This window comes from Tepidibacillus sp. LV47 (genome assembly GCF_048381575.1).
Taxonomy (GTDB): Bacteria; Bacillota; Bacilli; order Tepidibacillales; family Tepidibacillaceae; genus Tepidibacillus.
Genome location: NZ_JBLWIF010000004.1, coordinates 145427 through 170200, shown reverse-complemented (window position 1 = coordinate 170200; position 24774 = coordinate 145427). Strand labels below are relative to the sequence as shown.

The window sequence follows — 24774 nt, the reverse complement described above, 5'->3', positions numbered from 1 at the left end:
CTTCCCTCAATCACTTACTCACAATCCTCTTTTGGTACGTAATTGAATAATTTCTTGACCAATTTTGGCTGCTGTCACATAATCTTGTAATCGTTCTGCCTTTTTCTGTTCTTCTCTTTTTTGCTTGATCAAAAGTTCAAGATGATGTTTTTTTACTTGTGCTATATAATCATGAAACTCTTGTTCCGAAACTTCTTCATTCATCTCAAGCATTGCTAAGTTGCTTGCCAAGCGAATAAAGTGTTCGTCTTCAAGAGTGGAAATGAAATGACGGATATCCGCTTCATGCCCCTCACTATAATATGAATAGATATACGCTGCTAAGGCCGCAAAATCCTCTACATGAAAACCATTTCCAATTTCTTCTTTAATTTTTTCGGCGATTTTTCGATCTTTTAACATCATTGCGATTAAGTACTTCTCAGCGTGATAATAAGCTGGATACAATGCGTTAGATTTAAACACATGATTGCCATTATTTATATTATTATTCCACTTAATGGTCAGATTATCCCTAGTTTTCTCCTTTTTTTTCCTTTTTTCATAATAAATTTGATTCAAATCATTTTTTAGTGAATCAAAGGAAAGATGAAATTCATCAGCTAGTCCACGTAAATAATGTTCTCTTTCAATCGCCCGGGGCAAATCAGCGATTATTTCTAATGCTTTCGTAATATAATTCAACCGGCCACTTTCTTCATTCATTTGATATTCCTTACGAATAAAATCTAACTTAAAAGCAGTTGCAGTAATTGTTGTTGTTAAAATCTCCTCTTTAAATGAATCAGGCCCATAGGTTTGAATATAATCATCGGGGTCAAACCCCTGAGGCATTTGTACAATTTTTAACTGAAATCCTAATGGTTGTAATAGTTCAATTGCTTTATAAGTGGCCTGTTGTCCTGCATTATCTGAATCATAACAAATGACAATTTCATCAGCATATCGTCGTAAAATTTTTGCATGTTGTTCTGTTAGTGCCGTCCCTAGCGTAGCAATACCATTATGGATTCCCGCGTTCCATGTTGAAATGGTATCCACATAACCTTCAAAAAGGATGGCTTGTCTTTTTTTACGAATCTCTTTAGCAGCAAGATGTAGATTATAAATGGTTTTACTTTTATTAAAAATAATGGTTTCTGGACTGTTTAGATACTTTGGCAGACTGTCATCCATCACCCGTCCTCCAAAAGCAATCACACGGCCTTTGGCATCAAAAATAGGGAACATAATACGATTGCGGAAGCGATCGAAAACCCCGTTTTCATTTTGAATTAATAATCCAGCTTCTACTAGTAATTCCTCAGAATATCCCCTTCTGAGCAAAAAATTTTTTAAAAAGTCGAATGAAGAAGGGGAAAAACCAATCTGAAAGGTTTCAATCGCTTCTTTCGTAAGCCCCCTATTTAATAAATAACGATAAGGATCCTTCCCATGTTCTGTCTCAAGAAGGACATAATGAAACAATTTAGCTGCCAAATTATGGGCTTCTATCATCTGTAGCTTTTTTATGTCTTCTTCATCTTGTATATGTTGTTCAAATTGAGGAATAGTAATTCCTGCCTCATTTGCCAAAAATTGAACAGCTTCTAAAAACGAATAGTTTTCAATGTCCATCACGAATTTAATGACATCCCCCCCTGCACCACACCCAAAACAGTGAAAAATCTCCTTTTCAGGTGATACAGTAAATGATGGTGTTTTTTCGGAATGAAATGGACATAATCCTATATAATTTCTTCCACTTTTTTTAAGGGGGATATATTGTCCAACAATATCCACAATATGATGATGTTGTCGAATCTGTTGCAATATTACTCTAGGGATTTTTAATGGTGGCATAAGGAAAAACTCCCTCAGTATTAATTTTTTACATTCTCCAAGATTTCTCCTGCAAAAGATTTAAACTTTTTTCATGTCGATTCGACAAAATCACTTTCTAACTATAGAAATGGGACCGTTGCATGCATCGGTATAATTATAATATTCTACATCAAAAACGAAAATCCTTCTCGACAAAGAATGTAAAAATTTTGTGAAATTTGTCGAAAACCTGAAACCAATGAAATTGGTAAGTTATATTTTCTCGTAAAAAAAAAGAATTTCACAGAAATCTGTGAATTCAAATTCATCATGCAAATTTTACATGATATTTTTACTTTCTTCACCTTTGCCGATAATCCCTAAGATAATATTAGCTGTTTCTTCTACTGCTTTATTTGAAACATCAATGACTTGACAACCGATTTTCTTCATAACTTTATCAGCAAAATTTAGTTCTTCAATGATTCTTTCATGGTTTGCATAATTGGCTTTAGCGGTTAAACCTAAAGATTTTAGTCGTTCTGTTCGAATCGTGTTCAGTTTTTCGGGAGAAATCTTTAAACCAATTACTTTATGATTTGAAACCTCAAATAGTTCTTCAGGTGGTTCCACCTCCGGAACAAGGGGGACATTGGCTACTTTTAAACGCTTATGTGCCAAATACATGGAAAGAGGCGTCTTTGAAGTACGCGATACCCCAATTAATACGACATCAGCTTTTAAGATGCCTCGCGGATCGCGACCATCATCATACTTAACAGCAAACTCAATGGCTTCAACACGTCGAAAATATTCTTCATCTAATTGTCTCACTAATCTAGGTTTCATTTTTGGTGGTTGTCGAAAAACCGCTTGTAACGAGTCCATCATGGGTCCCAAAATATCTACATACATTACATTTTTTTCTTTCGCTTTTTCCATTAAATACTCTTTTAATTCAGCAACGACGATCGTAAATGCGATAATTCCGTTGATTTCTTTCGCCGATTGAACAATTTCATCAATCGATTCTTTATCTTCAATATAGGAAAACCGGCGTATTTCTGTAGCTCCCCTATTAAATTGACTTGCTGCTGCCCTTACCACATATTCTGCTGTTTCCCCAACGGAATCAGAAACTACATATACGATCTGTTTTTCATTTATGCTTTGAATAGTGATCCCTCCTATACTTCATGATCTTTTCCAAGTTCAACAAAAGCCCTTGCAATTGTTGTTTTTGTAATTCGACCAACGACTTCAAGCCCTTGCCCATCTTCCAATGGTTTAACAACTGGCAAAGCATCGATCTGATATTGAATTAATTTATTGGCAGCTTCAATAAGCGGTTCTTCCATCCTACAAGTAATAATATTCGGCATCCTCGTCATAATGACGGATATGGGTAAATCTTGAAGGTTTTGTTTGCCAATAGCCGCTTTTAGCAGATCTTTTCGCGAAACAATTCCGGCTAAAGTTCCCCGTTCCTTGACCACAAATAAGGTTCCAACATCTTCTAGAAACATCGTCACAATTGCATCATAGACAGAAGTGTCTTCTTTAATCACCACTGGAACAGACTTATAGTCTTTGACCATCATTTTATTTAGCGATTCTTTTAAGATTTGATTGCCTTTTTTCCCACTATAATAATAACCTACCCTTGGTCTAGCTTCTAAATACCCTGCCATGGTTAAAATAGATAAATCGGGCCTTAAAGTAGCTCGTGTGAGATTTAATTTTTCTGCGATCTGTTCCCCAGTGATTGGTCCCTCTTCTTTGACGATTTTTAGAATTAATTCTTGACGACTCGTTAGTTCTATGGTTATCACCACCTTCTATCTCACAAAATGTGTTATACTACTTATAATATTCATTTTATATAGTATATACTATATAGTTCAGTTATCAAGTGCAATAATCTTTTTTGATTTACTTGGTTGAAAAGCCCTCTATTTGCAAACAGAGGGCTTAATAGTGAGAATGTTTTAAGCAAAAACTAATTGACGAAAATCGGCATAGGAAAGAATCAATTGGGTAATGGAATAAAGCAATCCTAGACGATCTTGTCTCATTTGTTCATCATCGACCATGACCATAACCTGATCGAAATATTGCGTAATCGGTTCTTTTAGTGTTTTAAGTTGTTCAAGTTGTTCTTTTGGTGTTATCCCTTTATTGATCATTTCTTTAACATTTAAATATTGCCGATACAGATCTTTTTCCACCTGTTGTTGATAACGCTCAGGGTGAGTTTCAGAAGAACTAGTTTTGGCTGCTAAGTTCATTACCCGAGTAAATGAATCAACAACTTGTTTAAAATCAGGGTTTTCCATTTCCTGCATTAAAATGTTCGCTTTATCTATTACTAATTTTACATCATTTTTCTCTACTTCTAAAATAGCATCAATAACGTCGTAGCGAATTCCATTTTCTTGTAACAAACTTCTTAAACGTAACGTAAAGAAGTCATAAAGATCACTGATGATTTCTTCTTTCCCTCTTTTTAATAATCCTTTTCGCTCATAAGAATCGACCGCAATTTCAAAAATAGTCTGTAATGTTAACGAATGAATCTTTTCTAAAAGAATCTGAACAACTCCAACTGCTTGCCGCCTTAACCCTAAAGGATCTTGAGATCCAGTAGGGATTTTACCTAAAGAAAAGGCGCCAACGATGTTATCCATTTTATCAGCGATACTTAAAATTTGCCCAATTTTTGACTCAGGTAAACGATCTCCAGAAAAACGAGGCAAATAATGTTCAAAAATTCCTTTGGCCACTTCTTCTGATTCTCCATGAATCGTGGCATATTTTTCACCCATTAATCCTTGTAATTCAGGAAATTCATAAACCATATTTGTCACAAGATCAAATTTACAAATCTCAGCTGTACGATCGATTTTTTTGATTGTTTCGTTATCCAAATCAAGATGTTTGGCTAAAGTGATCGCTACTTCCCGAATTCTTCGAACCTTGTCGCCTATGGTTCCTAACCCCTCATGAAAAACGATATTTTCTAGTTTCGATACCGCATCAGCAATTTTTAACTTCTGATCTTCTAAATAGAAGAAACGCGCATCTGATAAACGAGCCGTTAATACTTTTTCGTTTCCTTTTATGACCAATTCCAAGGAGCGTCTGTTTCCATTACGAACCGTAATAAAATACGGTAGTAATTGTCCTGTCGAATCCTCTACTGGAAAATATCGTTGATGTTCACGCATGGTTGTAACCAGAACCTCGGCTGGTATTTCAAGAAATTCTTCTTTAAATCGGCCAAATAAGACGGTGGGATATTCCACTAAATTTGCTACTTCCTCCAATAAACCCTCATCAATGGGCACAATCCAACCTTTTTCCCGCTCTAATTCACGAATCTGCGTAAGAATTCGCTCTTTTCGTTCTAATGGGTCAAGAATAACAAATTGTTCTGTTAATCGGGGAACATATTCATCTACAGAAGGGATCACAATTTCTCCACCTAAGAAACGATGACCAAAGCTTTTATTATTCGCTTTTACCCCTGCGATTTCAACAGGGATGACTTGTTGACCGAATAAAATGAGTAACCAACGAATAGGGCGAACAAATTTTAAATCTTCATTCCCCCAACGCATATTTTTGGGGAAAGACATGGTTTCGATAATTTCTTTAATTGCTTCAGGTAATAGGAGGGATACTTCTTGACCTTTATACTCTTTTTTCGCAAAGACGTACTCGGTTCCATTTATTTCCTGAATAAAGAGCTGATCCACCGTAACACCTTGACCCTTTGCAAAACCTTGAGCAGCTTTTGTCCAATTCCCGGCATTATCTTTAGCAATTTTTAGCGAGGGTCCACGCATTTCCTCAATTCGATCTTGTTGGGTTTCTGCTACATTCTTAACGACAACTGCTAATCTTCTTGGCGTTGAATATCTTTTCACCTCATCAAAGGGAATATAAGACTCTTCTAACCAAGATGCGATTTTTTTTGCTAATTGATCAATAGCATCTGGAATAAATCGTGCTGGAATTTCCTCTGTCCCAATTTCAATCAATAGATCTTTACTCATGTAAACTCCCCTCTTTCTGCTTAAGCATAGGAAAACCTAATTTTTCCCGCTCCTCGTAATAAACTTTTGCACACAATTTGGCTAAGTTACGAACCCTAGCGATATAACCAGTTCGTTCTGTTACGCTAATTGCTCCTCGTGCATCCAATTGATTAAACACATGAGAGCATTTCAACACATAATCATAGGCAGGAAAAACGAGATTTTCTTTCAAAACGCGAATCGCTTCTTGTTCATAGGTATTAAATAAGTTAAACAACATTTTACTATCCGAGATCTCAAACGTATATTTGGAGTGTTCATATTCTGCTTGATGAAAGACATCACCATATGTAACCCCGTTTACCCATTCAAGGTCAAAGACATTATCTTTGTTTTGAATATAAGAGGCTAAACGTTCGAGTCCATAGGTAATTTCAACGGAAACAGGTTTTACATCCATTCCACCTACTTGTTGAAAATAAGTAAACTGGGTAATTTCCATTCCATCAAGCCAAACTTCCCAACCAAGTCCCCAAGCGCCAAGTGTTGGAGCTTCCCAGTTATCTTCAACAAAACGAATATCATGGTCTAAAGGATTAATACCCAGTTCTTTTAGACTTTCTAGATAGATTTCTTGCACATTGGCAGGAGAAGGTTTAAGAATCACTTGAAATTGATGATGTTGATATAACCGATTGGGGTTTTCTCCATAACGACCATCGACTGGTCTTCTTGATGGTTCAACATAAGCCACATTCCATGGTTCAGGACCAATACTTCGCAAGAATGTCATGGGGTTCATCGTTCCTGCACCTTTTTCCACATCATATGGTTGAACAATAATACAATTTTGTTTCGCCCAAAAATTTTGTAAAGTTAAGATCATGTCCTGAAAATTCATAACGATCCACCTCACCTTAAAAAATTCCAATGAAAAAGCCCTTCCCATTCCCTATACTTTTTCGGTATAGGGACGAGAAGAGCTCCCGCGGTTCCACCCTATTTGGCTATTATTAGCCCTCTTAAATGAAAACACAGCTCGAGAACGCCAATTCATTTGTCCATTGGTTGAGCTTTCACCATCCCCAACTCGCTAAGCAATGGTGCAAAATGAACCCTTTCTCTCATTGCTTTTTGATATTCTTTTTTGAATAAGAATATACCAAATGTAAATTTAATTTGCAACTTTTTCTTCGTCAGGGGTCAGTTTTTTTGGATTTTGAAGATGAAAAAGATGGTATGACCTTCTTTACCTTTACCCCTCCTATTTATTCAAATTGCTTGATTTGATCTAAAAAATGTTGTGATTTAAGTTGAATTCCTGCATGATGTTCAATAAAAGATCTCATCAAAAATTGCATTTGTGATTTGGTCGATTCTTTTACATGAATATTCCCGATTCTTCTTATGTCAATATCTTCAAATAAACGAAGCAATTTGATCGTTCCTTCTTGTAATACGACTGATGATTCATTGGGATGATGATCACAAATCAATCCTCCATGAATGACGCTAAACCTTTTTAAATGATCATGGGCATCACATAATACACAATGATTTAATACAGGACGGTATCCAGAGATTTCAAGAATTTTTAACTCATAAATTCGGGTGATAATTTCCGAATCTTTCCCTTCATCAATTTGTTTTAAAGCAGATAATAATTGCTGATATAAAAATGGGATTGGTTCATGTTTTTCAATCATTTTATCTGTTAATTCGACTAAATAAGCTGCATAAGCAGTTTTGATAATGTCTTGTTGAATTTTGGTGAAACTTTGTATGATATCACCAGACTTAAGTGTTCCCATACTTTTTGTGAGAAAAAAGGTATAATCACTATAACTAAATAATTGGCTCACACTACTTAAACGACTTTTTGTTTTTTTTGCTCCTCTTGCCATTAACGTTATTTTTCCATATTTTTCTGTAAAAAGTGTAATAATTTTATTTCCTTCACCGTAATCTACGGTTTTAATCACAATGCCTTCTGCTCTCGCTAACATGGATTGCCACTCCGTCGTCTATAGGGTTTTACTCATATATTTTACCCTATCAGCCGTTAAAAGGAAGGCTTTTTTTCGTATAGGAAAGTAACTCTTGTACTTCCGCCTCACTTTGAAGCAAATCTTGTTTCATTTGACATTCTTTGTATAAAAGGTAAGCATCAATCTGTCCGGTCTTTAAAAAATAATTCCATGAAAAATCTTTCACGGCTTTTCACTCCTTCATCACAGATTGAAACGCGGTTTATTCATTAGGATAAACGGGTGCGGTTTTTTCTATCCTAGGAAAAATGTTCTAAAGGGGAACCGATTTTCTTATAAATAAAGTAGAAAAATAGGCTTGTATGTTCTATAAGCCATAAGGTTAGGAGCAGCGTAGAACATACAAGCCATTTCATGTTTTGTAAGGGAGATATTAAAAAAGGGGATTACAATCCCCTAATCTTAAACCTCGTCAACCTCAAAAAACCCAAAGTCCTTTAATAGATGTTCTTTATTTCTCCAATCTTCTTTCACTTTTACCCATAATTCCAAAAATATTTTCGATCCAAGTAAACGTTCAATATCTAATCTTGCTTGACGGCCAATTTCTTTCAGCATTCGTCCATTCTTGCCAATGATAATGCCTTTTTGCGACGTCCGCTCAACATAGATGACAGCTTGGATCACGACAGTATTTGGATTTTCTTCGCCTGGTTTCATCGATTCAACTACAACGGCAATTGAATGGGGAACTTCCTCTCGTGTTAGATTCAGAATCTTTTCTCGTATTAATTCAGCAACAATAAATTGTTCTGGGTATTCAGTAACCTGATCTGCAGGATAATACATAGGGCCTTCAGGTAATGCTTTAAAAATCAAATCTAATAAAGTTGAAACATTATTTCCATTTAAAGCAGAAATAGGAATAATTTCCGCAAAATTGTACAGTTTGCGATATTGATCAATCATTGGCAAAAGTTCTTCTGGTGTAATGAGATCGATTTTATTGAGTACAAGATATACTGGAGTTTTAGTAACCGATTTTAATTGTTCAATAATAAATTGTTCTCCCGGCCCAAATTTATCTGTGACATCCATTAAGTATAAAATCAAATCAACTTCTTGTAGGGTAGTAAGAGCAATGTTCATCATGTATTTCCCTAATTTCGATTTAGGTTTATGTATACCAGGCGTGTCAATAAAAATAATTTGTCCTTGGTTATTCGTATATATTGCCCGTATTTTATTTCGAGTCGTTTGTGGTTTATCTGACATGATGGCAATCTTTTGCCCCATGACTTGATTTAATAAAGTGGATTTTCCAACATTTGGTCGACCTATAATGACTACAAAACCTGACTTAGTTTTTTTCTGATTCATTGAGATCCTCCTGTGTAAACGCACCTGGTAGTAATTCTTTTACTGTAGTTATGATCATATCTCCTCTTAGATTCGCCAAATATAGCTTTGCATTTGGAGCAAAAAATTCAGCCATAACCTGCCTGCAAGCACCACAAGGGGAAACAGGCCTATCCGTATCTGCAATCACCGCAATCTCTTCTAAATCTAGGTCCCCTTCTGATATCGCCTTAAATATGGCTGTTCGTTCCGCACAATTGGTTAATCCATATGAAGCGTTTTCGATATTCGCTCCCTTATAAATTTTGTTATTCTTTGTACGAACAGCTGCTCCTACTTTAAACTTTGAATAAGGAGCATAAGCGTACTCCCTTGCTTCTTTAGCTAACTGAACCAATTCTTTCGCGTCCATTTCAATCGCCCCCTTTTTAGGATTAGAAAAATAAATAATATAAAATATAAAATCCAGCAACAGAAATAAAAACATTTTGTGAAAATGCAAAGAAAGTATAACGGTTTTTAAAACGAAAATAAAGAAAAATCACAATGAATAGGAACCAAATTAAGCGTAATCGACTAAAAAAAAGAAAGAGATACGAAAACGTAAAAAAGAGAATTCCCACTAATACGTCAGGTTGAAATTGTTCCCTTTTGTTTTTCCAATATGCTTTCATCGTATAAGTAATGATTAAAAGAAAAGCACCTAAAAGGGCAAAAAAAGTAGAATTAGGAGCTTGAATCCCTTTTTCTCCATACAAGTAAAAAGAGTAAAGGTACGGGATAATAATGATTAGGCCAATCAGGCTAACAATAAATGTTAAAAATAAGACACTACCAGCAGCCAAATCTTTTGCCAATTTTGCTAAAGGATGGAACTTTGGCATTACCAAATCAACAACGGTTTCTACCGCCGTATTCATTAATTCCATCCCAATAACAAGCCCGATGGAAATTAAAATCAAAAGGGAATCGAAAAAAGAAAAATGAAGCCACATCCCAAATAATAGCACGATGATGGATATGGCAACATGGATTTTCATATTTCGTTGAGTGAGAATCGCATAAGTAATCCCTTCACTAGCAAAATAAAAACTATTGATCAATTTTTTCCAAAACAACAAGATCATCACCTTTTAATATTTAGACGACAAAGAACTTCTTCCTGCTTTGAAAACATCACTTTTTCTTCATCAGAAGTTTGATGATCATATCCCAATAAATGTAAGAAGCCATGAACAGTCAAAAAACTTAATTCCCTTTCAAAAGAATGACCATATTCTTTGGCCTGTTCCATTACCCGGGGAATAGAAATAACAATATCTCCAAGCATTTTAGGTAAATCAGGATTTTCAGCAAAGATGATTTCTGGCTCATCTTCACCTTTCTCATTAATCGCAAAAGATAACACATCTGTAGGACGATCGATACCTCGATACGCTTTATTTAATTCATGAATCTTATGATCGTCCACTAAAGAGATCACGACTTCTCCATTCACTAGGTTTTCCAAAGCGGCAGCTTCTTGTATCACTTTTTCAATTAAATGAAGTTGAGAATCAGATAGTTCTATCACATTTTGCTCGTTTAAAATTTCAACATCAATCATTTACCCTAATTTCGCTCCTTTTTTATTTTCTTCAATATCTTTATCATCAGGATACTCAATCCGCGAATGAAATATCCCTTTTAGGGTTTCTAATATCGTAATAGAGACAATTTCAAGTTCTTTTAATGTCAAATCGCATTCATTCAATTGCCCATCATCCAACTTAGATTTGATAATTTTTCGCACTGTTTCTTCAATTATTTCATTTGTTGGATTTTGAATCGATCTTACAGCTGCTTCCACACTATCCGCAATTCCCACAATGGCTGCTTCCTTCGTTTGAGGCTTTGGCCCAGAATAACGATATTCACTCTCAGGTATAGGTTTATCTGAAATTTGTAGTGCTTTATGATAGAAATACTTCAGTAATGATGTACCATGATGCTGCATCGCAATATCTTGAATCGCTTTAGGAATTTTGTATTCTTTTAACATCTCCATCCCATCTTTAGTATGGGCAATGATAATGTTTTTACTTATGTGTGGAGCCACTCGATCATGGGGGTTTGCAATATTTAACTGATTTTCAATAAAAAATGTTGGCCTTTTGGTTTTCCCCACATCATGATAGTAAGCCCCTACCCTTGCTAATAATCCATCTGCTCCGATTGCCTCTGCAGCAGCTTCAGCGAGATTCCCTACAATAATACTATGATGATAAGTTCCTGGAGTCTTGATTAATAATTTTCGCAATAAAGGATGGTTCGGATTTGACAACTCGATCAATTTTATCGGCGAAAGGATCCCAAAAAATGTTTCGAAAAACGGCAATAAACCAATAGTCAAAACGGCCGAGAATAAGCCACTTAAAACCCCGTATAAGAGCGTAAACAAGACTTCACGTAATGTATAGCTCTGGCTTGTTAACATAATAACAACAGCAATCGATAAAAAATTAAACAGAGCAACAATAAATCCTGCTTTTAAAATCCCCGAACGTTGACGAATTCTTCCTAAAGCAAAGGCTCCTGCTGTACTTCCAATCAAAGCGACAAATCCATAACGAAAATCGAAAATCATCGTTTGGTCTTGATTAAAGACCAATCCCACAAACAAGCTAAAAATCGCACCACTTAAAATGGCTAATTTCATATTGATTAATAGCGTAATCAACATCACACCAAAAGCGACTGGGGCTAAATATCCTTTAGTTGATGACATACTTTCCCCACTGATTAAATCTACAAAACGGATACTGGTAAAGGTGAGTAAAAAGATAATGATTAACATAAGTAAAGAGGAATTATTTTGATGTAAGATTGGTTTCATTCGCTCAATACTGAAATAAAGCAACAAAATCATCAATGAAACAAGTAAAAACAAACCTAAATAGGGCCATTTCGTCGATGTATCTTTTAATAAACCAACCGCTTTTAATCGTTCGTAAGTGGGTTTATCAATAAATTGACCTTTTTTTACAATCAGTTCATCTTTTTTTATATAAACAGGTTCAACTTTACTTCTTGCTTCTTCTCTTAATAATGCCGTTTGATCAGGGTTATAAAAAAGATTTGGTTTAACAAATTGTTTGGTTATTTCTTTTGCTAAATTTTTAATTTTGGCATCATTATCATAGGGATTAGATTGTACATAACGATCCACTTTCTCGTAAGCTTCATTTAAACCTTTGATATTGATTCCATCTCCATCTGTCATCACAAATTCTAAAGCAGAACGGGTTAAATTGCGTAAGTTTTTTACTTTTGTTTCAGATAAATTTGCAACAATCTTGATTGAGTCTTCTTTAATCGGTACCATAATCCTTTTTAGTTGTTCTTTCTTCTGTTCACTTGTTAAATTTGTATCTTTTACAATGGATAAAATCGAGTCAAACATGGATTCCATTTGATTAATCTGATCTTTTAATATGGAATCTTCTTTGGAATAAACTTCTGGTACAGACTTTTCCGCTTCTTTCTTTTTTAATTCTGTTGCCCACTGATCAAGTGCACGAATGGGTGAAGTAAGTGTTACAGGACTGATTTGTCCTTCTTTTAATTCATACGTTTTCGGAATAACTTGTCCCATTAAAAGAAGATACATCATTAAACCTAGAAATACATACATAATGTAACGAATGGAAGGATGAGTTTCCCAACCTTCCATTTGCTTTCGCCAGTTTTTATTCAATAACTTTGTTTTTTTTGTTTCCTTTCCCATTTTCATTGCCCCTTTTAAAAGGACTATTCGTATTTTTGATATGCGAGTATAATCTTTTGTACTAAGTGATGTCTTACTACGTCATGTTCTGATAAATAGATAAAACCAATTTCATCAATTTCTTTTAATATTTTTTCTGCTTCAATGAGACCTGATTGACTTTTATTGGGTAAATCAATTTGCGTAATATCTCCTGTTATGACCATTTTTGACCCAAAACCTAAACGAGTTAAAAACATTTTAATCTGTTCAGGCGTTGTATTTTGGGCTTCATCTAAAATAATAAATGAATCTTCTAAAGTTCTTCCCCTCATATAAGCAAGGGGAGCAATTTCAATCATACCCCGTTCTAAAAGCTTGTTAACATGTTCAAAACCCAATAAATCATAAAGGGCGTCATAAATGGGTCGAAGATAAGGATCTACTTTTTCTTGCAAATCTCCTGGTAAAAAACCAAGATTTTCTCCTGCTTCTACCGCAGGACGAGTTAAAATAATTCGTTTGACCATTCCTTGTTTTAATGCGGATACGGCCATAACTACAGCTAGATAGGTTTTACCTGTACCAGCTGGACCAATTCCAAAGACAATGTCTTTTTTCTGTATGCTCGAGATGTAATGCCGTTGTCCCAAGGATTTGACACGAATCTCTTTTCCTTTATAGGTGGTAAAGATTTTCTGGTCATAAAGATCTAATAATTCGAGTGTCAAACCTTCTTTTGCCAAATCTAATGCATAATAAATATCCTGTTCGGATAGATGATAACCTTTACTTACTAATTGAATCAAGACCTGAAAAAGATCAGTTAATCTTTTTACTTCATTAGATTCACCTTGGAGAATTAAATTCTCATTTCGCGTAAAAATTTGCACATTTGATTGTTGTTCGATGATATTTAAAAATCGATCATTAGGACCAAATAGATGCAAACGTTCTTCAGTCGTTCCTAATTTTATTTCATTAGAATAGACATGCAAGTTACCTCATTCTCCTTGAACAATTGGTATTGTAGTGGTAATATCTTCGTCTACTTCAAAAAGTACTTGTAAATTAACTTTACCACGGTCTTGATTTTGGTGCAAAACTTTTTCACTCTTAATTATGCTACCCGTTGCAATTTTACGCAATAAATCTTTTTTGGCTTGTTCAATCCCTAATTGAACGGCTTCATTTACAGAAATGATCCTTTCCTTTTCATTGTATTCTAACACCTTTTCCTTTACCAAGGTTATAGGAATCTTGTAATTTTTAAACTGAAGTACCTTCTGTTTATAAATAGATTGATAATGTTGGTAGGGAATTTCTTTATTCCCTTTTAATCTTATCATCCGTTTACCAAAAGATAAATATTCTCTTTCCATGTATTGTCCTGTATATTCTTTCCATTGCTGTTTCAGAGGAATGATCACGTTTGATTGATACCAGACGATCCCTCTCACTTCTCCTGTGGCAGCAACCAATTGTTGATTCTCTTCTTTCCCCAATATTCCTGAGATCAATATGTCACCTTTTTTTACTCGATCATTTACCTCAACCAAGGGAACTCCTTTTTTCGCTAATATTTTTGCGATCACTGCATTTTTACTGGAAATAACATGCCTTGGACCAATCAAAGTTGTTTTTGGTGGTTTTACCTTTTCAGCGATAGTGATTGTTAACTGTGTTCCTTTTAATTTAACTCCGACCCAAGAGGCTTGTTCCAATCTTGCTTCTAATTGTTCTTGAAGAACTTCATATTTTGGTAATTGATATTTAAACATCCCTCGATGGATTCCAAGTTCGTAAAGGGCTTGATATACCTCTTCTTCTTTCATCATTTTGTTTCCTTCAATATCAATCGACCAGATCATCGAAGAAAGTAAATATAAAAATATGAAAAAGAAAATAAGTCCTGTAATGATCCCTTTTCTTTTTCCTAAACGCGCAAGAATGAAAGGTAGTCCAATTTTTTGGTATACATGGATTCTGGTATAGGTTTTTTTCAAAATAGGTTTTAACTTAAAAAAATCAGCTAAAGAGATGGAAAAGGTGGCTAAACCGTTTTCAAGCAAGCGAAAATTCCAAAACTCTAATTTTTCTTTTACAGCCATATTGATAAATAATTCAATATATTTCCCGCGAATTGTGCATCTGATATACCCCTTTATCCATTTGATTCCCCTAACATTCAAGAGTAATTCCTCCTACTCTATATATTCAATCGATTTGATGATTCCTTCAATAAATACTTCTTCAGGTAAGATGGCACGTATCACTAATTGGCTTCCGTATATTTTTAGCTCACCCTTACTTAAGCGTAAATGTAAATATTGATCTGTAAATTGAATCACACCCCGATGATTCTCAATATACATTTGAAAGGGTGCAATCATCGTAATCCTTGGTAAATCAAAGATCACATCCTTTGGTAATTCAAGTTGTTTAACTGTCAGCTGTTTCAATCTTTTACGGAGTTTTTTCACGTGCCAAGCCTCCCCCTCCCCTCTTTCTCTTAAACCCATATGCGTTTTATGAGGAATTTATGATTAAAAAAAGTGGCTTGTACGTTCTAACGCTGCTCCGATCCCTCGCGGTTTTCCCTGATTTAACGGTAAATAGAAAAACTCGCTCGCGAAAGTCGCAGCTTATAGAATCATACAAGCCAACTTATATAAAGGCGATTTCATGTTTTGTATTTCATTAAAAAACGCCTAGGTTCAAAAACCTAGACGTATCTTCGTTAAGATAAATGTTGTTGTACAAGTTGATTTACAAGCTTTCCATCTGCACGCCCTTTAACTTTTGGCATTAAAACTCCCATAACTTTTCCCATATCAGCCTTTGTCTTTGCACCAACTTGATCGATGATTTCTTGTATGAGCACTTTCAATTCTTCTTCGGTTAACTGTTTGGGAAGGTATTCTTGTATGACTTCAATTTCTGCTTTTACATTGTCAACAAGATCTTGACGACCTGCATTTTCAAACTCTTGGAGGGATTCGCGTCTTTGTTTCATTTCGCGAGAAAGAACATCAATGATTTGCTCGTCAGATAGTGCCGTCGTTTTCTTTTCAATTTCTGCATACTTAATAGCAGAACGAATCATCCGGATGACAGAGAGTCTTAACTTGTCTTTGTTCTTCATCGCTTGTTTCAGATCCTCGTTAATACGTTCCATTAACGACATCGTAAGTTCCCCTCCTTAATGCTTCCGCTTACGTGCAGCTTCAGATTTCTTCTTCCGCCTTACGCTTGGCTTTTCATAGTGTCTGCGCTTTTTTAGTTCAGCAAGAACGCCATCCCTTGAGATCGTACGCTTGAAACGACGTAGAGCACTATCGATTGATTCGTTTTTTCTCACGCGAATTTCTGACATTTTTTTCCCTCCCTCCAATTACCTTCCAAATACCTTGTTTCACTTTGGGGAACAAAGACATTTCACAGTCCGATCGTCTCCAAAAACAAAGTATAACAAACTTAATTATATTATAGTAATTTTGGCAGTGTCAACTTTCTTAAATCGGTAATTTTTCTCCACCTAATACATGATAATGTAAATGGAAGACTTCTTGTCCGCCGTGTTCCTTGCAATTATTGATTACACGAAAACCTTTTTCATCGATTTGTAGTTTCTTAGCAACGGTTTGAATCACTTGATGGAGCTCACCGATAAGAGGCAGGTCTTCTTTCTGAATATCCATAAAAGTGGGGATATGTTTTTTGGGAATGACTAACACATGAATCTTGGCCTTTGGACGAATATCATGAAAAGCAAGAAATTGTTCATCTTCGTAAACTTTGTTTGCTGGAATCTCACCGTTAACAATCTTACAAAAAATACAATCGCTCATCTTGATTCCTCCTTGATCGTCATGTCATATACAATAATTCACATTTTACCATAAAACAACTGCAAAACAAAAAACATAAAATAGAAGAACGCCGATTAAGAGACGTTCATCATGATTGTTTTATCAAATTTCTCATAATTCGATCCGTACTCTTCTTTTAGTGCCTCAACAAACACTTGAACAATCGCTGGGTCAAATTGTGTTCCCGAGTAACGAATCAATTCATCAACGGCATGTTTCATCGGCATCCCTGAACGGTAGGAACGATCTGCCGTCATTGCATCAAAAGCGTCGGTCACTGCCATAATTCTGGCATGAAGGGGTATTTGTTCTCCTTTTAGTCCTAAAGGATAGCCTGTCCCATCGTATTTTTCATGGTGATGACGAATCACAGGTAAGAACTTCTTAAAAAAGTGCATGTCTTTCACTAATTGATACCCTTTTTCCGGATGACTTTTGATAATCTCATATTCCATTTGGGTCAATTTATCAGGTTTATTCAGTATTTCATAGGGAATTTCAATTTTACCAATGTCATGCCACGACGCAGCCTGAGATAGTTGCCGTATTTCCGATTGCGGGAGATTCATCTTTTTGGCCAATAATACGGTCCAAAACTTTACCCGTTCTGAATGGCTATGAGTGATCGGATCCATTTGCTTTAGAATATGTAGAACGAAATTGGTATACGTTGAAAGTTCATTGTCGAATATTTCTCGATACTGTAAGGCTGGTTTAATAAAATAGATTAAAAAGGTAAAGATCGCCACACCTACAATGTTGAAATAGTAAAATAAAACGGTATTGATTAAACCTAGAAAAACAGTGATTAAAGCGGATTTCGTTGAAGATATAAAAGCAATCAGAACATTTATATCAAACTTTCCTTTTTCTAATGCAACAGCAATAAACACAAATATATTAGTCATGATTGTAGTCATTAGGCTATTCAAAATAATAAGTATAAAAAAAGACGCTGAGAAGATAGATATACTGTTATCAATAATTGGGAAGAAATGATGAAATAATAATGATGAAATAAGGATTATTAGACCATACATTGATGAATTAAATAACATTTTATACCATAAGAGTTTGCGATGTATTAACATAGTTGAAATTGAGATAAATACCATGGCATAAAATGGTTCCAAAAAGACTAAAGCGGGTGCGATAAAAGGTAAAGCAATTATATATATAGCATTACTTTGTAAATCTCTTATTATATCTAGATTAATTAAGAACATTAAAATAATAAAACCAAGTGTTTCAATTACCTGTTTAAAATCATACCCATTCCAAAAATAATATAATGAAATAAAAAATAGTAAGTAGATAGTTCCAACGTATATTTTTAGACTGTATCTCATAGAACACCTCTATTTTAAATACATAGCATAACGAGTAACTTTCTAAATTAACCCCAATGTATAACATCACCATAAGAAACGTTAGCGTTCTTATAGGATTTCATGATCTTCTTGATCATTTTTAACATGACGATAACCTCCCTTAAAATAGATTTTCCATTTTAAGTTCGGCTCGTCTCATTGTTCTGCTCGGCTCTCGTTATGCTATGTAAACTGGAAACCTTACATTAATTGATCTATCCTGCGGTTTAATGCGTCTAATGTCGCTTTTGCAACGGATGATAGTAAATCTTTGGTTTTAATCACTGAACCTACAAACATACTCCCCGCTCCAGAGGGACGATGAATCACTGTTAACGTTACTACAATGACATCAACTTGTCCCATCTGAACCTCTTTAACCTGATCGATTCGAATACTGTACCGGTTCAAAATTCGCATGATAGCTGCAGCAGCAGCATTTGCGATCATGTATTCTAAATCCATTTCGAATGGATGGGCTTCAACACTCTCTATAATCAATTCACCATTGTATTCTAATTGAACAAACCCCTCAGTCACACCATTTGCTTTTTGCACTTGGTAGGCGGTGATAAAACGAATTCGACGTTCCTTTGTATTTGATTTATCCTCAAGATTTTGTTCCACAATACTGATCTTATTATGATTCACACGATAACCTGCCACTTTACGAAATATTTCTTCCACATCTCGTTTAATTTCTTTTGGATGTCGGTTCCCGTCGCTAAAAATCCCGATCGCAATAACTTCTCCTTGTTCGTCGAAATCAACATGAGCATTATGTACATTTTTTAATGAACGAAATTGTTTTTCTAATTCTAATGATAGGGTTTTGCTCATTTCTCCATCCCCTTATCCTATCTCTCTAATAAAAAAAAAGATTCTTTTATTAATAAGTTGTCATATTTTAGTTAAAATTGTCAACTGATTTTTTCAATATTAAAGGAATTAGGAAATTCATTATGGAATATAAACTTATCAAGTATTTATCATTTTCAAAGAGAGGGAAAGTATGCAAACCGAACAACAAATGAAACTAGAATATTCATCTAAAAGAAAATTAATCAATCCTTCTTTTCGTTTATTATGGATAGGACGATTGATTTCCCAATTAGGGGATAAACTTTATTTATTAGCTTTACCTTGGCTCGTACTTGAAATCAGTCATTCAGCCTTTTATACGGCGATTACTTTATCATTGGAAATTTTACCAGAAATACTCTTTGGCCCTTTCATCGGGGTATACGTCGACCAGAAATCGAGAAAGAAGCTGATGATTCTAGCGGATTGGATCAGGGGGATTCTGATCCTTGCCATTACAGTGTTAGCTTATCATGAGAAAATTGAAATCTTTCATATCTATGTGGTCACATTTTTACTTTCAGGCTTGACACTACTATTTGACTCTTCTTCTCAAGGTTATTTGTCTCAGATCGTTCCCAAAGACCTTTTAGTTGAAGCCAATGCAAATCTAACATTTGTTGCTACCTTAATGAGATTAGTAGGTCCCTTTTTGTCAGGAGTCTTTATTGGTTGGATCGGAGCAAAAGGAACCATTGGTTTAAATGGTTTATCTTTTATCATATCTGGAATTATTCTTAGCTTCTTACCGAATGATTCGGGCTATGCTAGTGAAAAGATGAATGTTGATAAGATTATAGACGATATGAAAGAGGGATTTCGTTACCTTTTTCACCATCAGATTCTGTTCCCTATTGCTTTATTTAGTACCTTTATGAATATCGGTATCTATATGGTCTCGACACTGTTTGTTTTTCAGAGTAAAGAAGTATTGGGATATGGTCCAGAACAAACCTCAACGATTTTCTGGGTAAGTGGGATCGTAGCAACATTAACGACATTAAATCTTAAACATTTAAAAAACGTCCTGACGAAAGGAAAGATGATTCGATTGGGGAGTATAGGGGTTTTCCTTGCCATTTTGCTTTTAGTGTTGAATCAATCATTAGTTACCTTTACGCTCTCCTATTCTTTGTTACTGATGATTGGTATTATCGTAAATGTCAATATGATGGCTTATCGTCAGGAAATTATTCCACCCCATTTATTTGGAAGGGTGATGACATCAAGCCGTGTTTTGGTGAATCTATTTTCTCCGGTTGCAATGATAGTCGCTGGTTGGATCGCTACCACATATTCAGCACAATGGGTTTTTCATATTGCTGCTTTCATCATTTTTATCAATATTTTATATTCCTGGTTTGGCCGTCTTCGTATGATTAAATAATAACGTCTCGCCCTGTTCTAATTGTCCAAATGATTCATAGAAATAGAATGATTGGACAATGAATAGGGGCGAAATACTGATGATGAGAGAAATCATTATTCCTTTGGCCACCGGTCTTGCATTTTTCTTGTTCGGAATGAAGATCATGAGAATCGGTTTGGATAAATTATCTGGGGAACATTTACAACAGTTTATCTATCAATTTACCAAAACACCTTATCATGGTTTTTTTACTGGTACAATCGCTACTCTCTTATTACAAAGCAGTAGTGCTGTTACCGTACTTACCATTGGCCTTATCAATGCGGGAATGATGGACTTTTTCCAAACGATTGGAATCATTTTAGGAACGAATCTGGGCACTGTAGCAACTGTAGAGTTACTTGCATTGGAAATCAGTCGAATTTCAGTTCCCCTTCTATTAGTTGGGGCAATCTTCTTTTTATTCCCTTATCCAAAAATTCGAGCGATTGGTCTATTTCTTGGAGGATTTGCTATCATCTTCCTAGGAATGGATGCATTGCAAATGATTTCTGAACCCATAAAGCATACAGGTTGGCTACAAACACTTCTTTCTTACCCGGAACATCAGGATTTGATTGGATTGCTGATTGGAATCATGATAACATCGATTGTCCAATCGAGCAGTGCAACGATCGCAATGACGATGGGAATGTTTTATGGTTCTGCGATTCCCTTAAGTTTTGGCTTAGCCATCGTATTAGGAGCTAATATTGGAACCTGTATTACTGCAATTTTGGCAAGTATAGGTGGAAATAAAGAAGGAAAACAAGTAGCAACTGCACATTTACTGCTTAACGTTCTTGGTGTTGCAATTTTTTATCCTCTTCTCCCAGAATTTGTATTTGTTGTTGCTCACTTAACTACCTATCCACCAGCGCAAATTGCTCATTTTCAGTTGATTTTCAATCTCATCAGTTCTTTAGCAGTTCTACCTTTTGCAAAACCTTTTGCTAGGCTCATACTCTTTTTAGCACCGAAATAGAGTAATTGTTTAATAATCACTTTCACCTTTTAACCCATTAATTATAGCCACACCTGAGCTTGTCCCAATTCGATTCGCTCCAGCTTCGATCATCTTTAATGCTCCTTCAATATCTCGAACACCACCCGAAGCTTTGACTCCCATATCAGGGCCAACAGTTTTTCTCATTAGTTTAATATCCTCATATGTAGCTCCTCCATAGCCAAAACCAGTCGAAGTTTTGACAAAATCAGCACCAGCCTTTTTACTAATTTCACAAGCTTTTACTTTTTCTTCATCAGTTAAGATCCCCGTTTCAATAATCACCTTAACTAGTGCTTTTCCTTTTGCCGCTTCTACAACAGCACGAATATCTTCTTCTACTACGTCATACTGTTTTGATTTTAAGGCACCAATATTTAAAACCATATCTACTTCTGTAGCACCATCTTCAATACATTTTTTGGTTTCAAAAGCCTTAACTTCTTTCGTGGTTGCACCTAAAGGAAAGCCAATTACTGTACAAACTTTCACATTTGTATCTTTTAATTGTTGATAAGCTCGCGTTACCCAATATGGGTTGATACAGACAGAAGCAAATTCAAATTCTTTTGCTTCGTTACAAAGCTTATCAATCATTTCTTCTGTAGCATCTGGTTTTAATAACGTGTGATCAATCATTCTCGCTAGTTCTTTTCCATTCATTCTTCAATTCCTCCTATTTAAAATTTTGGTATCCAAGTTCCTTTAAAGCTTGTTTCATGATTGAAAGATTATTATCATATCCTGAAGTTTTTTGTGTTTCCCATGCTTCTTGTAAACTTACCCATTTTGCTCGATTAATCTCGCTTTCTTGAACTTTTAAATGATAATTTTTAGCCTCTACCAAAAAATAATAAACCTCTTTTTCCACTTTGCCATGTATTGGATGATAATATTCATAATATACTTTATCAAGTGATTTAATAATATTCCCATCAATTCCTGTTTCTTCACGTATTTCCCGAATTGCGGCTTCTTGGTATGTTTCTCCTTTTTCTACCTTTCCTTTGGGAAATGTCCATTTATGACAATGGTCTAGAATCATTAAAAACTCGGTTGTTTCACCTTGATAAAAAACAACTCCCCCGGCAGATACTTCCTTCATAGCTTTTCCCTCCTTTTCATCAAATGGTTATAGATCTTCTCATATCTAAAGGATGGTTGAGTCATAGGGATTTCAAAATCAAAAGGGGTAAAAAAAGGTGATCACCCTGATCACCTTTAATGCTAACTCACTGCTGCTTCTTCTTCAACTTGTACGAGTATACCGTGACAGTATTCTAACCCAACACGCTCAATTTTCACTTTACATACTTTTCCAATTATATCTTGAGTTCCTTCAAAGGCAACATGTAGATAGTTATCAGAATACCCTGTATAAAGGCCACTATTTGGATCCTCTTTATATGGAACTTCAGGGATAACCTCCAAAATTTGACCTAAGAATTTGTTTGCGTATTTCATTTTCAGTCGGTTGGAAAGTTCAATGAGTTTTTGGACTCGTTCATGCTTTACCTCTTCCGGAACTTGATTTGGCATTTTGGCTGCTGGGGTTCCAGAGCGTTTGGAATAAGGGAAGACATGCATTTCCGCAAATTCTATCTCTTCCATAAAACGATAACCATTTAAGAATTGTTCTTCTGTTTCACCAGGGAATCCTACAATAACATCTGTTGTGATCGCCAAATCTGGTAGAACCTTTCGAATCTCAATAATCTTACTTCGATATTCTTCCGTTGTATATTTGCGTTTCATTCGTTTTAATACCTCATCATCCCCTGCTTGTAAAGGAATGTGGAGATGACGAACAATATTTTTAGAATTTTTAAGAACTTCTAAGACTTCATTTGTAATTTGGCTTGCTTCGATGGAACTGATTCGGATTCGTTTTAAACCTTCCACTTGATCGAGTTCGGAAAGTAATTTGGCCAAACTGTAATTTTCTAAATCCTCACCATATCCTCCTGTATGAATTCCCGTTAGTACAATCTCCTTATAACCAGCAGCGACCAATTGTCTTGCTTGTTTTAAAACATTTTCAGGTTTACGACTGCGCAAAAGTCCTCTTGCCCAAGGAATAATACAAAATGTACAGAAGTTATTACAACCTTCTTGAATTTTCAATGAAGCTCTTGTCCGATCAGAGAATGAAGGAACGTCTAATTCCTCAAATTCTTTTGCCTTCATGATATTAAAAACAGCATTGATCGGCTCTCTTTTGCGTCGATATTCTTCAACATATTCAACAATCTTGTCCCGTCCTTGGTTACCAACAACAATATCGACGCCAGGAATATCGAGAACTTCACCAGGGGCAATCTGGGCATAACAACCCGTTACAACAACAACTGCATCTGGGTTTTTTCGAATTGCCCTTCGGATCACCTGTCTACTTTTTTTATCTCCTGTATTCGTTACCGTACAAGTATTAATCACATATACATCTGCTTTATCCTCAAAATCGACTCGTTCATAGCCATGTTTTTTGAACAACTGGTAGATTGCTTCGGTTTCATATTGATTCACTTTACATCCTAGGGTATGAAATGCAATGGTAGGCAATGCTTATCCTCGCTTTCCTTCTAGATGATAGAGTAGATTTGCAACCCCCACTAGTCCAGCTGTTTCCGCACGCAAAATTCGTTTTCCTAATGAAATCGAAGTCGCTCCCCTTTTTTTTGCTTCTTCAATTTCTTTTTCAGAAAACCCTCCTTCAGGGCCGATTACCAACATAATTCTCTTTTGTTCTAAATTCTTTGCTAAAGCTTGATACAATGTCATCGTATTTTCTTTTTCATAGGCAATAAAGGTAAATTCATGTTCCATTTGCTTGAGTAACTCATGCCAAGATAAGACCCGGTGGATTTGAGGAATGATACTTCGATGGGCTTGTTCAGCTGCTTCCTTCGCAATTTTACGCCAGCGTTCTAGGCGCTTTTGTTCTTTATTTGCATCCAAATGAACAATGGTTCTTTCGGATGTAAATGGAAGAAATGATGTGACACCAATCTCTGTTCCCTTTTGGATAATGAAATCCATCTTATCAGACTTTGGCAAACCTTGTGCCAAAATAATATGAAAAGGGGATTCACGGTTATCTTGAATGACTTCTATGATATCACAAACCACCTGATTTCGCATAATTTCAACGATTTTTGCGAGTACATCCAAGCCTTCACCGTTAGAACAAATGATGGTATCCCCTAATTGTAATCGCAAAACCTTTGTAATATGTTTCACATCATCCCCAGTAATCCATACTTGTTTTTCTGAAAATTGATCTTTAGGAACAAAATATCTTTGCATTTTTATCCCTACTATC

General features: G+C 35.4%; 26 protein-coding genes. 2 read left to right on the top strand and 24 right to left on the bottom strand.

Features of this window, described 5'->3' with window-relative positions; all coding sequences use genetic code 11:
• Positions 1-18: 18 nt before the first annotated feature.
• From dnaG to ACMW72_RS06900, 20 genes are all read right to left on the bottom strand, one after another.
• A complete protein-coding gene (gene dnaG / locus ACMW72_RS06995; protein WP_418368128.1) occupies positions 19-1842 on the bottom strand; it encodes a DNA primase in 1824 nt (607 codons plus the stop codon).
• 300 nt (positions 1843-2142) lie between these two features.
• The gene (locus ACMW72_RS06990; RefSeq protein WP_418368154.1) at positions 2143-2979 is read right to left on the bottom strand and encodes a pyruvate, water dikinase regulatory protein; all 837 of its coding nucleotides are present in this window, start codon (positions 2977-2979) and stop codon (positions 2143-2145) included.
• Between the two features lie 11 nt (positions 2980-2990).
• Complete coding sequence (locus tag ACMW72_RS06985) at positions 2991-3632, bottom strand: helix-turn-helix transcriptional regulator (protein ID WP_418368153.1); 642 nt, start codon at positions 3630-3632, stop codon at positions 2991-2993.
• 159 nt (positions 3633-3791) lie between these two features.
• Positions 3792-5861 carry a glycine--tRNA ligase subunit beta gene (gene glyS / locus ACMW72_RS06980; protein WP_418368127.1) on the bottom strand — a complete coding sequence of 690 codons (2070 nt, stop codon included), beginning with the start codon at positions 5859-5861 and terminating at the stop codon, positions 3792-3794.
• Complete coding sequence (gene glyQ / locus ACMW72_RS06975; protein WP_418368126.1) at positions 5854-6744, bottom strand: glycine--tRNA ligase subunit alpha; 891 nt, start codon at positions 6742-6744, stop codon at positions 5854-5856. Before glyQ ends, glyS begins: the two co-directional genes overlap by 8 nt.
• Positions 6745-7111: 367 nt before the next feature.
• Positions 7112-7849, bottom strand: coding sequence for a DNA repair protein RecO (gene recO, locus ACMW72_RS06970; RefSeq protein WP_418368125.1), 738 nt, complete (start codon positions 7847-7849; stop codon positions 7112-7114).
• A gap of 49 nt (positions 7850-7898) precedes the next feature.
• Positions 7899-8057 (bottom strand): YqzL family protein, encoded by a 159-nt coding sequence (locus ACMW72_RS06965; protein ID WP_418368124.1) that lies wholly within the window; start codon positions 8055-8057, stop codon positions 7899-7901.
• A 236-nt stretch (positions 8058-8293) separates the two neighbouring features.
• Entirely contained in the window at positions 8294-9211 is a 918-nt protein-coding gene (era, locus tag ACMW72_RS06960; RefSeq protein ID WP_418368123.1) for a GTPase Era, read from the bottom strand.
• Complete coding sequence (locus ACMW72_RS06955; RefSeq protein ID WP_418368122.1) at positions 9192-9677, bottom strand: cytidine deaminase; 486 nt, start codon at positions 9675-9677, stop codon at positions 9192-9194. The genes era and ACMW72_RS06955 overlap by 20 nt, the downstream gene beginning before the upstream one ends.
• The gene (locus ACMW72_RS06950) at positions 9625-10308 is read right to left on the bottom strand and encodes a diacylglycerol kinase family protein (RefSeq protein ID WP_418368121.1); all 684 of its coding nucleotides are present in this window, start codon (positions 10306-10308) and stop codon (positions 9625-9627) included. Before ACMW72_RS06950 ends, ACMW72_RS06955 begins: the two co-directional genes overlap by 53 nt.
• An 8-nt stretch (positions 10309-10316) precedes the next feature.
• On the bottom strand, positions 10317-10796 hold the full coding sequence (ybeY, locus tag ACMW72_RS06945; RefSeq protein WP_418368120.1) for an rRNA maturation RNase YbeY: 480 nt from the start codon (positions 10794-10796) through the stop codon (positions 10317-10319).
• Positions 10797-12956 (bottom strand): HD family phosphohydrolase, encoded by a 2160-nt coding sequence (locus ACMW72_RS06940; protein WP_418368119.1) that lies wholly within the window; start codon positions 12954-12956, stop codon positions 10797-10799.
• Between the two features lie 23 nt (positions 12957-12979).
• Entirely contained in the window at positions 12980-13933 is a 954-nt protein-coding gene (locus ACMW72_RS06935; RefSeq protein ID WP_418368118.1) for a PhoH family protein, read from the bottom strand.
• A 6-nt stretch (positions 13934-13939) separates the two neighbouring features.
• Positions 13940-15127, bottom strand: a complete 1188-nt coding sequence (gene yqfD, locus ACMW72_RS06930) for a sporulation protein YqfD (RefSeq protein ID WP_418368117.1) — start codon at positions 15125-15127, stop codon at positions 13940-13942.
• 12 nt (positions 15128-15139) lie between these two features.
• Entirely contained in the window at positions 15140-15418 is a 279-nt protein-coding gene (gene yqfC / locus ACMW72_RS06925; protein ID WP_418368116.1) for a sporulation protein YqfC, read from the bottom strand.
• Between the two features lie 257 nt (positions 15419-15675).
• The gene (locus ACMW72_RS06920) at positions 15676-16122 is read right to left on the bottom strand and encodes a GatB/YqeY domain-containing protein (RefSeq protein ID WP_418368115.1); all 447 of its coding nucleotides are present in this window, start codon (positions 16120-16122) and stop codon (positions 15676-15678) included.
• 15 nt (positions 16123-16137) lie between these two features.
• Positions 16138-16311, bottom strand: a complete 174-nt coding sequence (gene rpsU, locus ACMW72_RS06915) for a 30S ribosomal protein S21 (protein ID WP_418368114.1) — start codon at positions 16309-16311, stop codon at positions 16138-16140.
• 139 nt (positions 16312-16450) lie between these two features.
• A complete protein-coding gene (locus tag ACMW72_RS06910; protein WP_418368113.1) occupies positions 16451-16786 on the bottom strand; it encodes a histidine triad nucleotide-binding protein in 336 nt (111 codons plus the stop codon).
• Between the two features lie 95 nt (positions 16787-16881).
• The gene (locus ACMW72_RS06905; RefSeq protein ID WP_418368112.1) at positions 16882-17727 is read right to left on the bottom strand and encodes an HD-GYP domain-containing protein; all 846 of its coding nucleotides are present in this window, start codon (positions 17725-17727) and stop codon (positions 16882-16884) included.
• Between the two features lie 651 nt (positions 17728-18378).
• Positions 18379-19017, bottom strand: a complete 639-nt coding sequence (locus ACMW72_RS06900) for a hypothetical protein (RefSeq protein WP_418368111.1) — start codon at positions 19015-19017, stop codon at positions 18379-18381.
• Between the two features lie 172 nt (positions 19018-19189).
• Here ACMW72_RS06900 and ACMW72_RS06895 point away from each other — a divergent pair, with 172 nt between their 5' ends.
• Entirely contained in the window at positions 19190-20425 is a 1236-nt protein-coding gene (locus ACMW72_RS06895; RefSeq protein ID WP_418368110.1) for an MFS transporter, read from the top strand.
• A gap of 79 nt (positions 20426-20504) precedes the next feature.
• Entirely contained in the window at positions 20505-21431 is a 927-nt protein-coding gene (locus tag ACMW72_RS06890) for a Na/Pi cotransporter family protein (RefSeq protein WP_418368109.1), read from the top strand.
• A gap of 9 nt (positions 21432-21440) precedes the next feature.
• Here the strand turns inward: ACMW72_RS06890 and deoC are convergent, their stop codons facing one another.
• The 4 genes from deoC to ACMW72_RS06870 all read right to left on the bottom strand — a co-directional run bounded on the left by deoC (position 21441) and on the right by ACMW72_RS06870 (position 24758).
• Entirely contained in the window at positions 21441-22115 is a 675-nt protein-coding gene (deoC, locus tag ACMW72_RS06885) for a deoxyribose-phosphate aldolase (RefSeq protein ID WP_418368108.1), read from the bottom strand.
• A gap of 13 nt (positions 22116-22128) precedes the next feature.
• Positions 22129-22557, bottom strand: a complete 429-nt coding sequence (locus tag ACMW72_RS06880; protein WP_418368107.1) for an NUDIX hydrolase — start codon at positions 22555-22557, stop codon at positions 22129-22131.
• A 122-nt stretch (positions 22558-22679) separates the two neighbouring features.
• The gene (gene mtaB, locus ACMW72_RS06875; protein WP_418368106.1) at positions 22680-24014 is read right to left on the bottom strand and encodes a tRNA (N(6)-L-threonylcarbamoyladenosine(37)-C(2))-methylthiotransferase MtaB; all 1335 of its coding nucleotides are present in this window, start codon (positions 24012-24014) and stop codon (positions 22680-22682) included.
• A gap of 3 nt (positions 24015-24017) precedes the next feature.
• Positions 24018-24758 carry a 16S rRNA (uracil(1498)-N(3))-methyltransferase gene (locus ACMW72_RS06870; protein WP_418368105.1) on the bottom strand — a complete coding sequence of 247 codons (741 nt, stop codon included), beginning with the start codon at positions 24756-24758 and terminating at the stop codon, positions 24018-24020.
• Positions 24759-24774: the final 16 nt, after the last annotated feature.

Bases quoted from the DNA above. Each gene is read 5' to 3' on its own strand.
- ybeY (WP_418368120.1), bottom strand. From the start codon at position 10,796: ATGATTGATGTTGAAATTTTAAACGAGCAAAATGTGATAGAACTATCT.
- recO (WP_418368125.1), bottom strand. From the start codon at position 7,849: ATGTTAGCGAGAGCAGAAGGCATTGTGATTAAAACCGTAGATTACGGT.
- glyQ (WP_418368126.1), bottom strand. From the start codon at position 6,744: ATGAATTTTCAGGACATGATCTTAACTTTACAAAATTTTTGGGCGAAA.
- ACMW72_RS06890 (WP_418368109.1), top strand. From the start codon at position 20,505: ATGATGAGAGAAATCATTATTCCTTTGGCCACCGGTCTTGCATTTTTC.
- ACMW72_RS06895 (WP_418368110.1), top strand. From the start codon at position 19,190: ATGCAAACCGAACAACAAATGAAACTAGAATATTCATCTAAAAGAAAA.
- ACMW72_RS06870 (WP_418368105.1), bottom strand. From the start codon at position 24,758: ATGCAAAGATATTTTGTTCCTAAAGATCAATTTTCAGAAAAACAAGTA.
- era (WP_418368123.1), bottom strand. From the start codon at position 9,211: ATGAATCAGAAAAAAACTAAGTCAGGTTTTGTAGTCATTATAGGTCGA.
- rpsU (WP_418368114.1), bottom strand. From the start codon at position 16,311: ATGTCAGAAATTCGCGTGAGAAAAAACGAATCAATCGATAGTGCTCTA.
- deoC (WP_418368108.1), bottom strand. From the start codon at position 22,115: ATGAATGGAAAAGAACTAGCGAGAATGATTGATCACACGTTATTAAAA.
- ACMW72_RS06940 (WP_418368119.1), bottom strand. From the start codon at position 12,956: ATGGGAAAGGAAACAAAAAAAACAAAGTTATTGAATAAAAACTGGCGA.
- ACMW72_RS06880 (WP_418368107.1), bottom strand. From the start codon at position 22,557: ATGAAGGAAGTATCTGCCGGGGGAGTTGTTTTTTATCAAGGTGAAACA.
- ACMW72_RS06920 (WP_418368115.1), bottom strand. From the start codon at position 16,122: ATGTCGTTAATGGAACGTATTAACGAGGATCTGAAACAAGCGATGAAG.
- ACMW72_RS06900 (WP_418368111.1), bottom strand. From the start codon at position 19,017: ATGAGCAAAACCCTATCATTAGAATTAGAAAAACAATTTCGTTCATTA.
- ACMW72_RS06905 (WP_418368112.1), bottom strand. From the start codon at position 17,727: ATGACTACAATCATGACTAATATATTTGTGTTTATTGCTGTTGCATTA.
- ACMW72_RS06955 (WP_418368122.1), bottom strand. From the start codon at position 9,677: ATGTTTTTATTTCTGTTGCTGGATTTTATATTTTATATTATTTATTTT.
- dnaG (WP_418368128.1), bottom strand. From the start codon at position 1,842: ATGCCACCATTAAAAATCCCTAGAGTAATATTGCAACAGATTCGACAA.
- ACMW72_RS06910 (WP_418368113.1), bottom strand. From the start codon at position 16,786: ATGAGCGATTGTATTTTTTGTAAGATTGTTAACGGTGAGATTCCAGCA.
- glyS (WP_418368127.1), bottom strand. From the start codon at position 5,861: ATGAGTAAAGATCTATTGATTGAAATTGGGACAGAGGAAATTCCAGCA.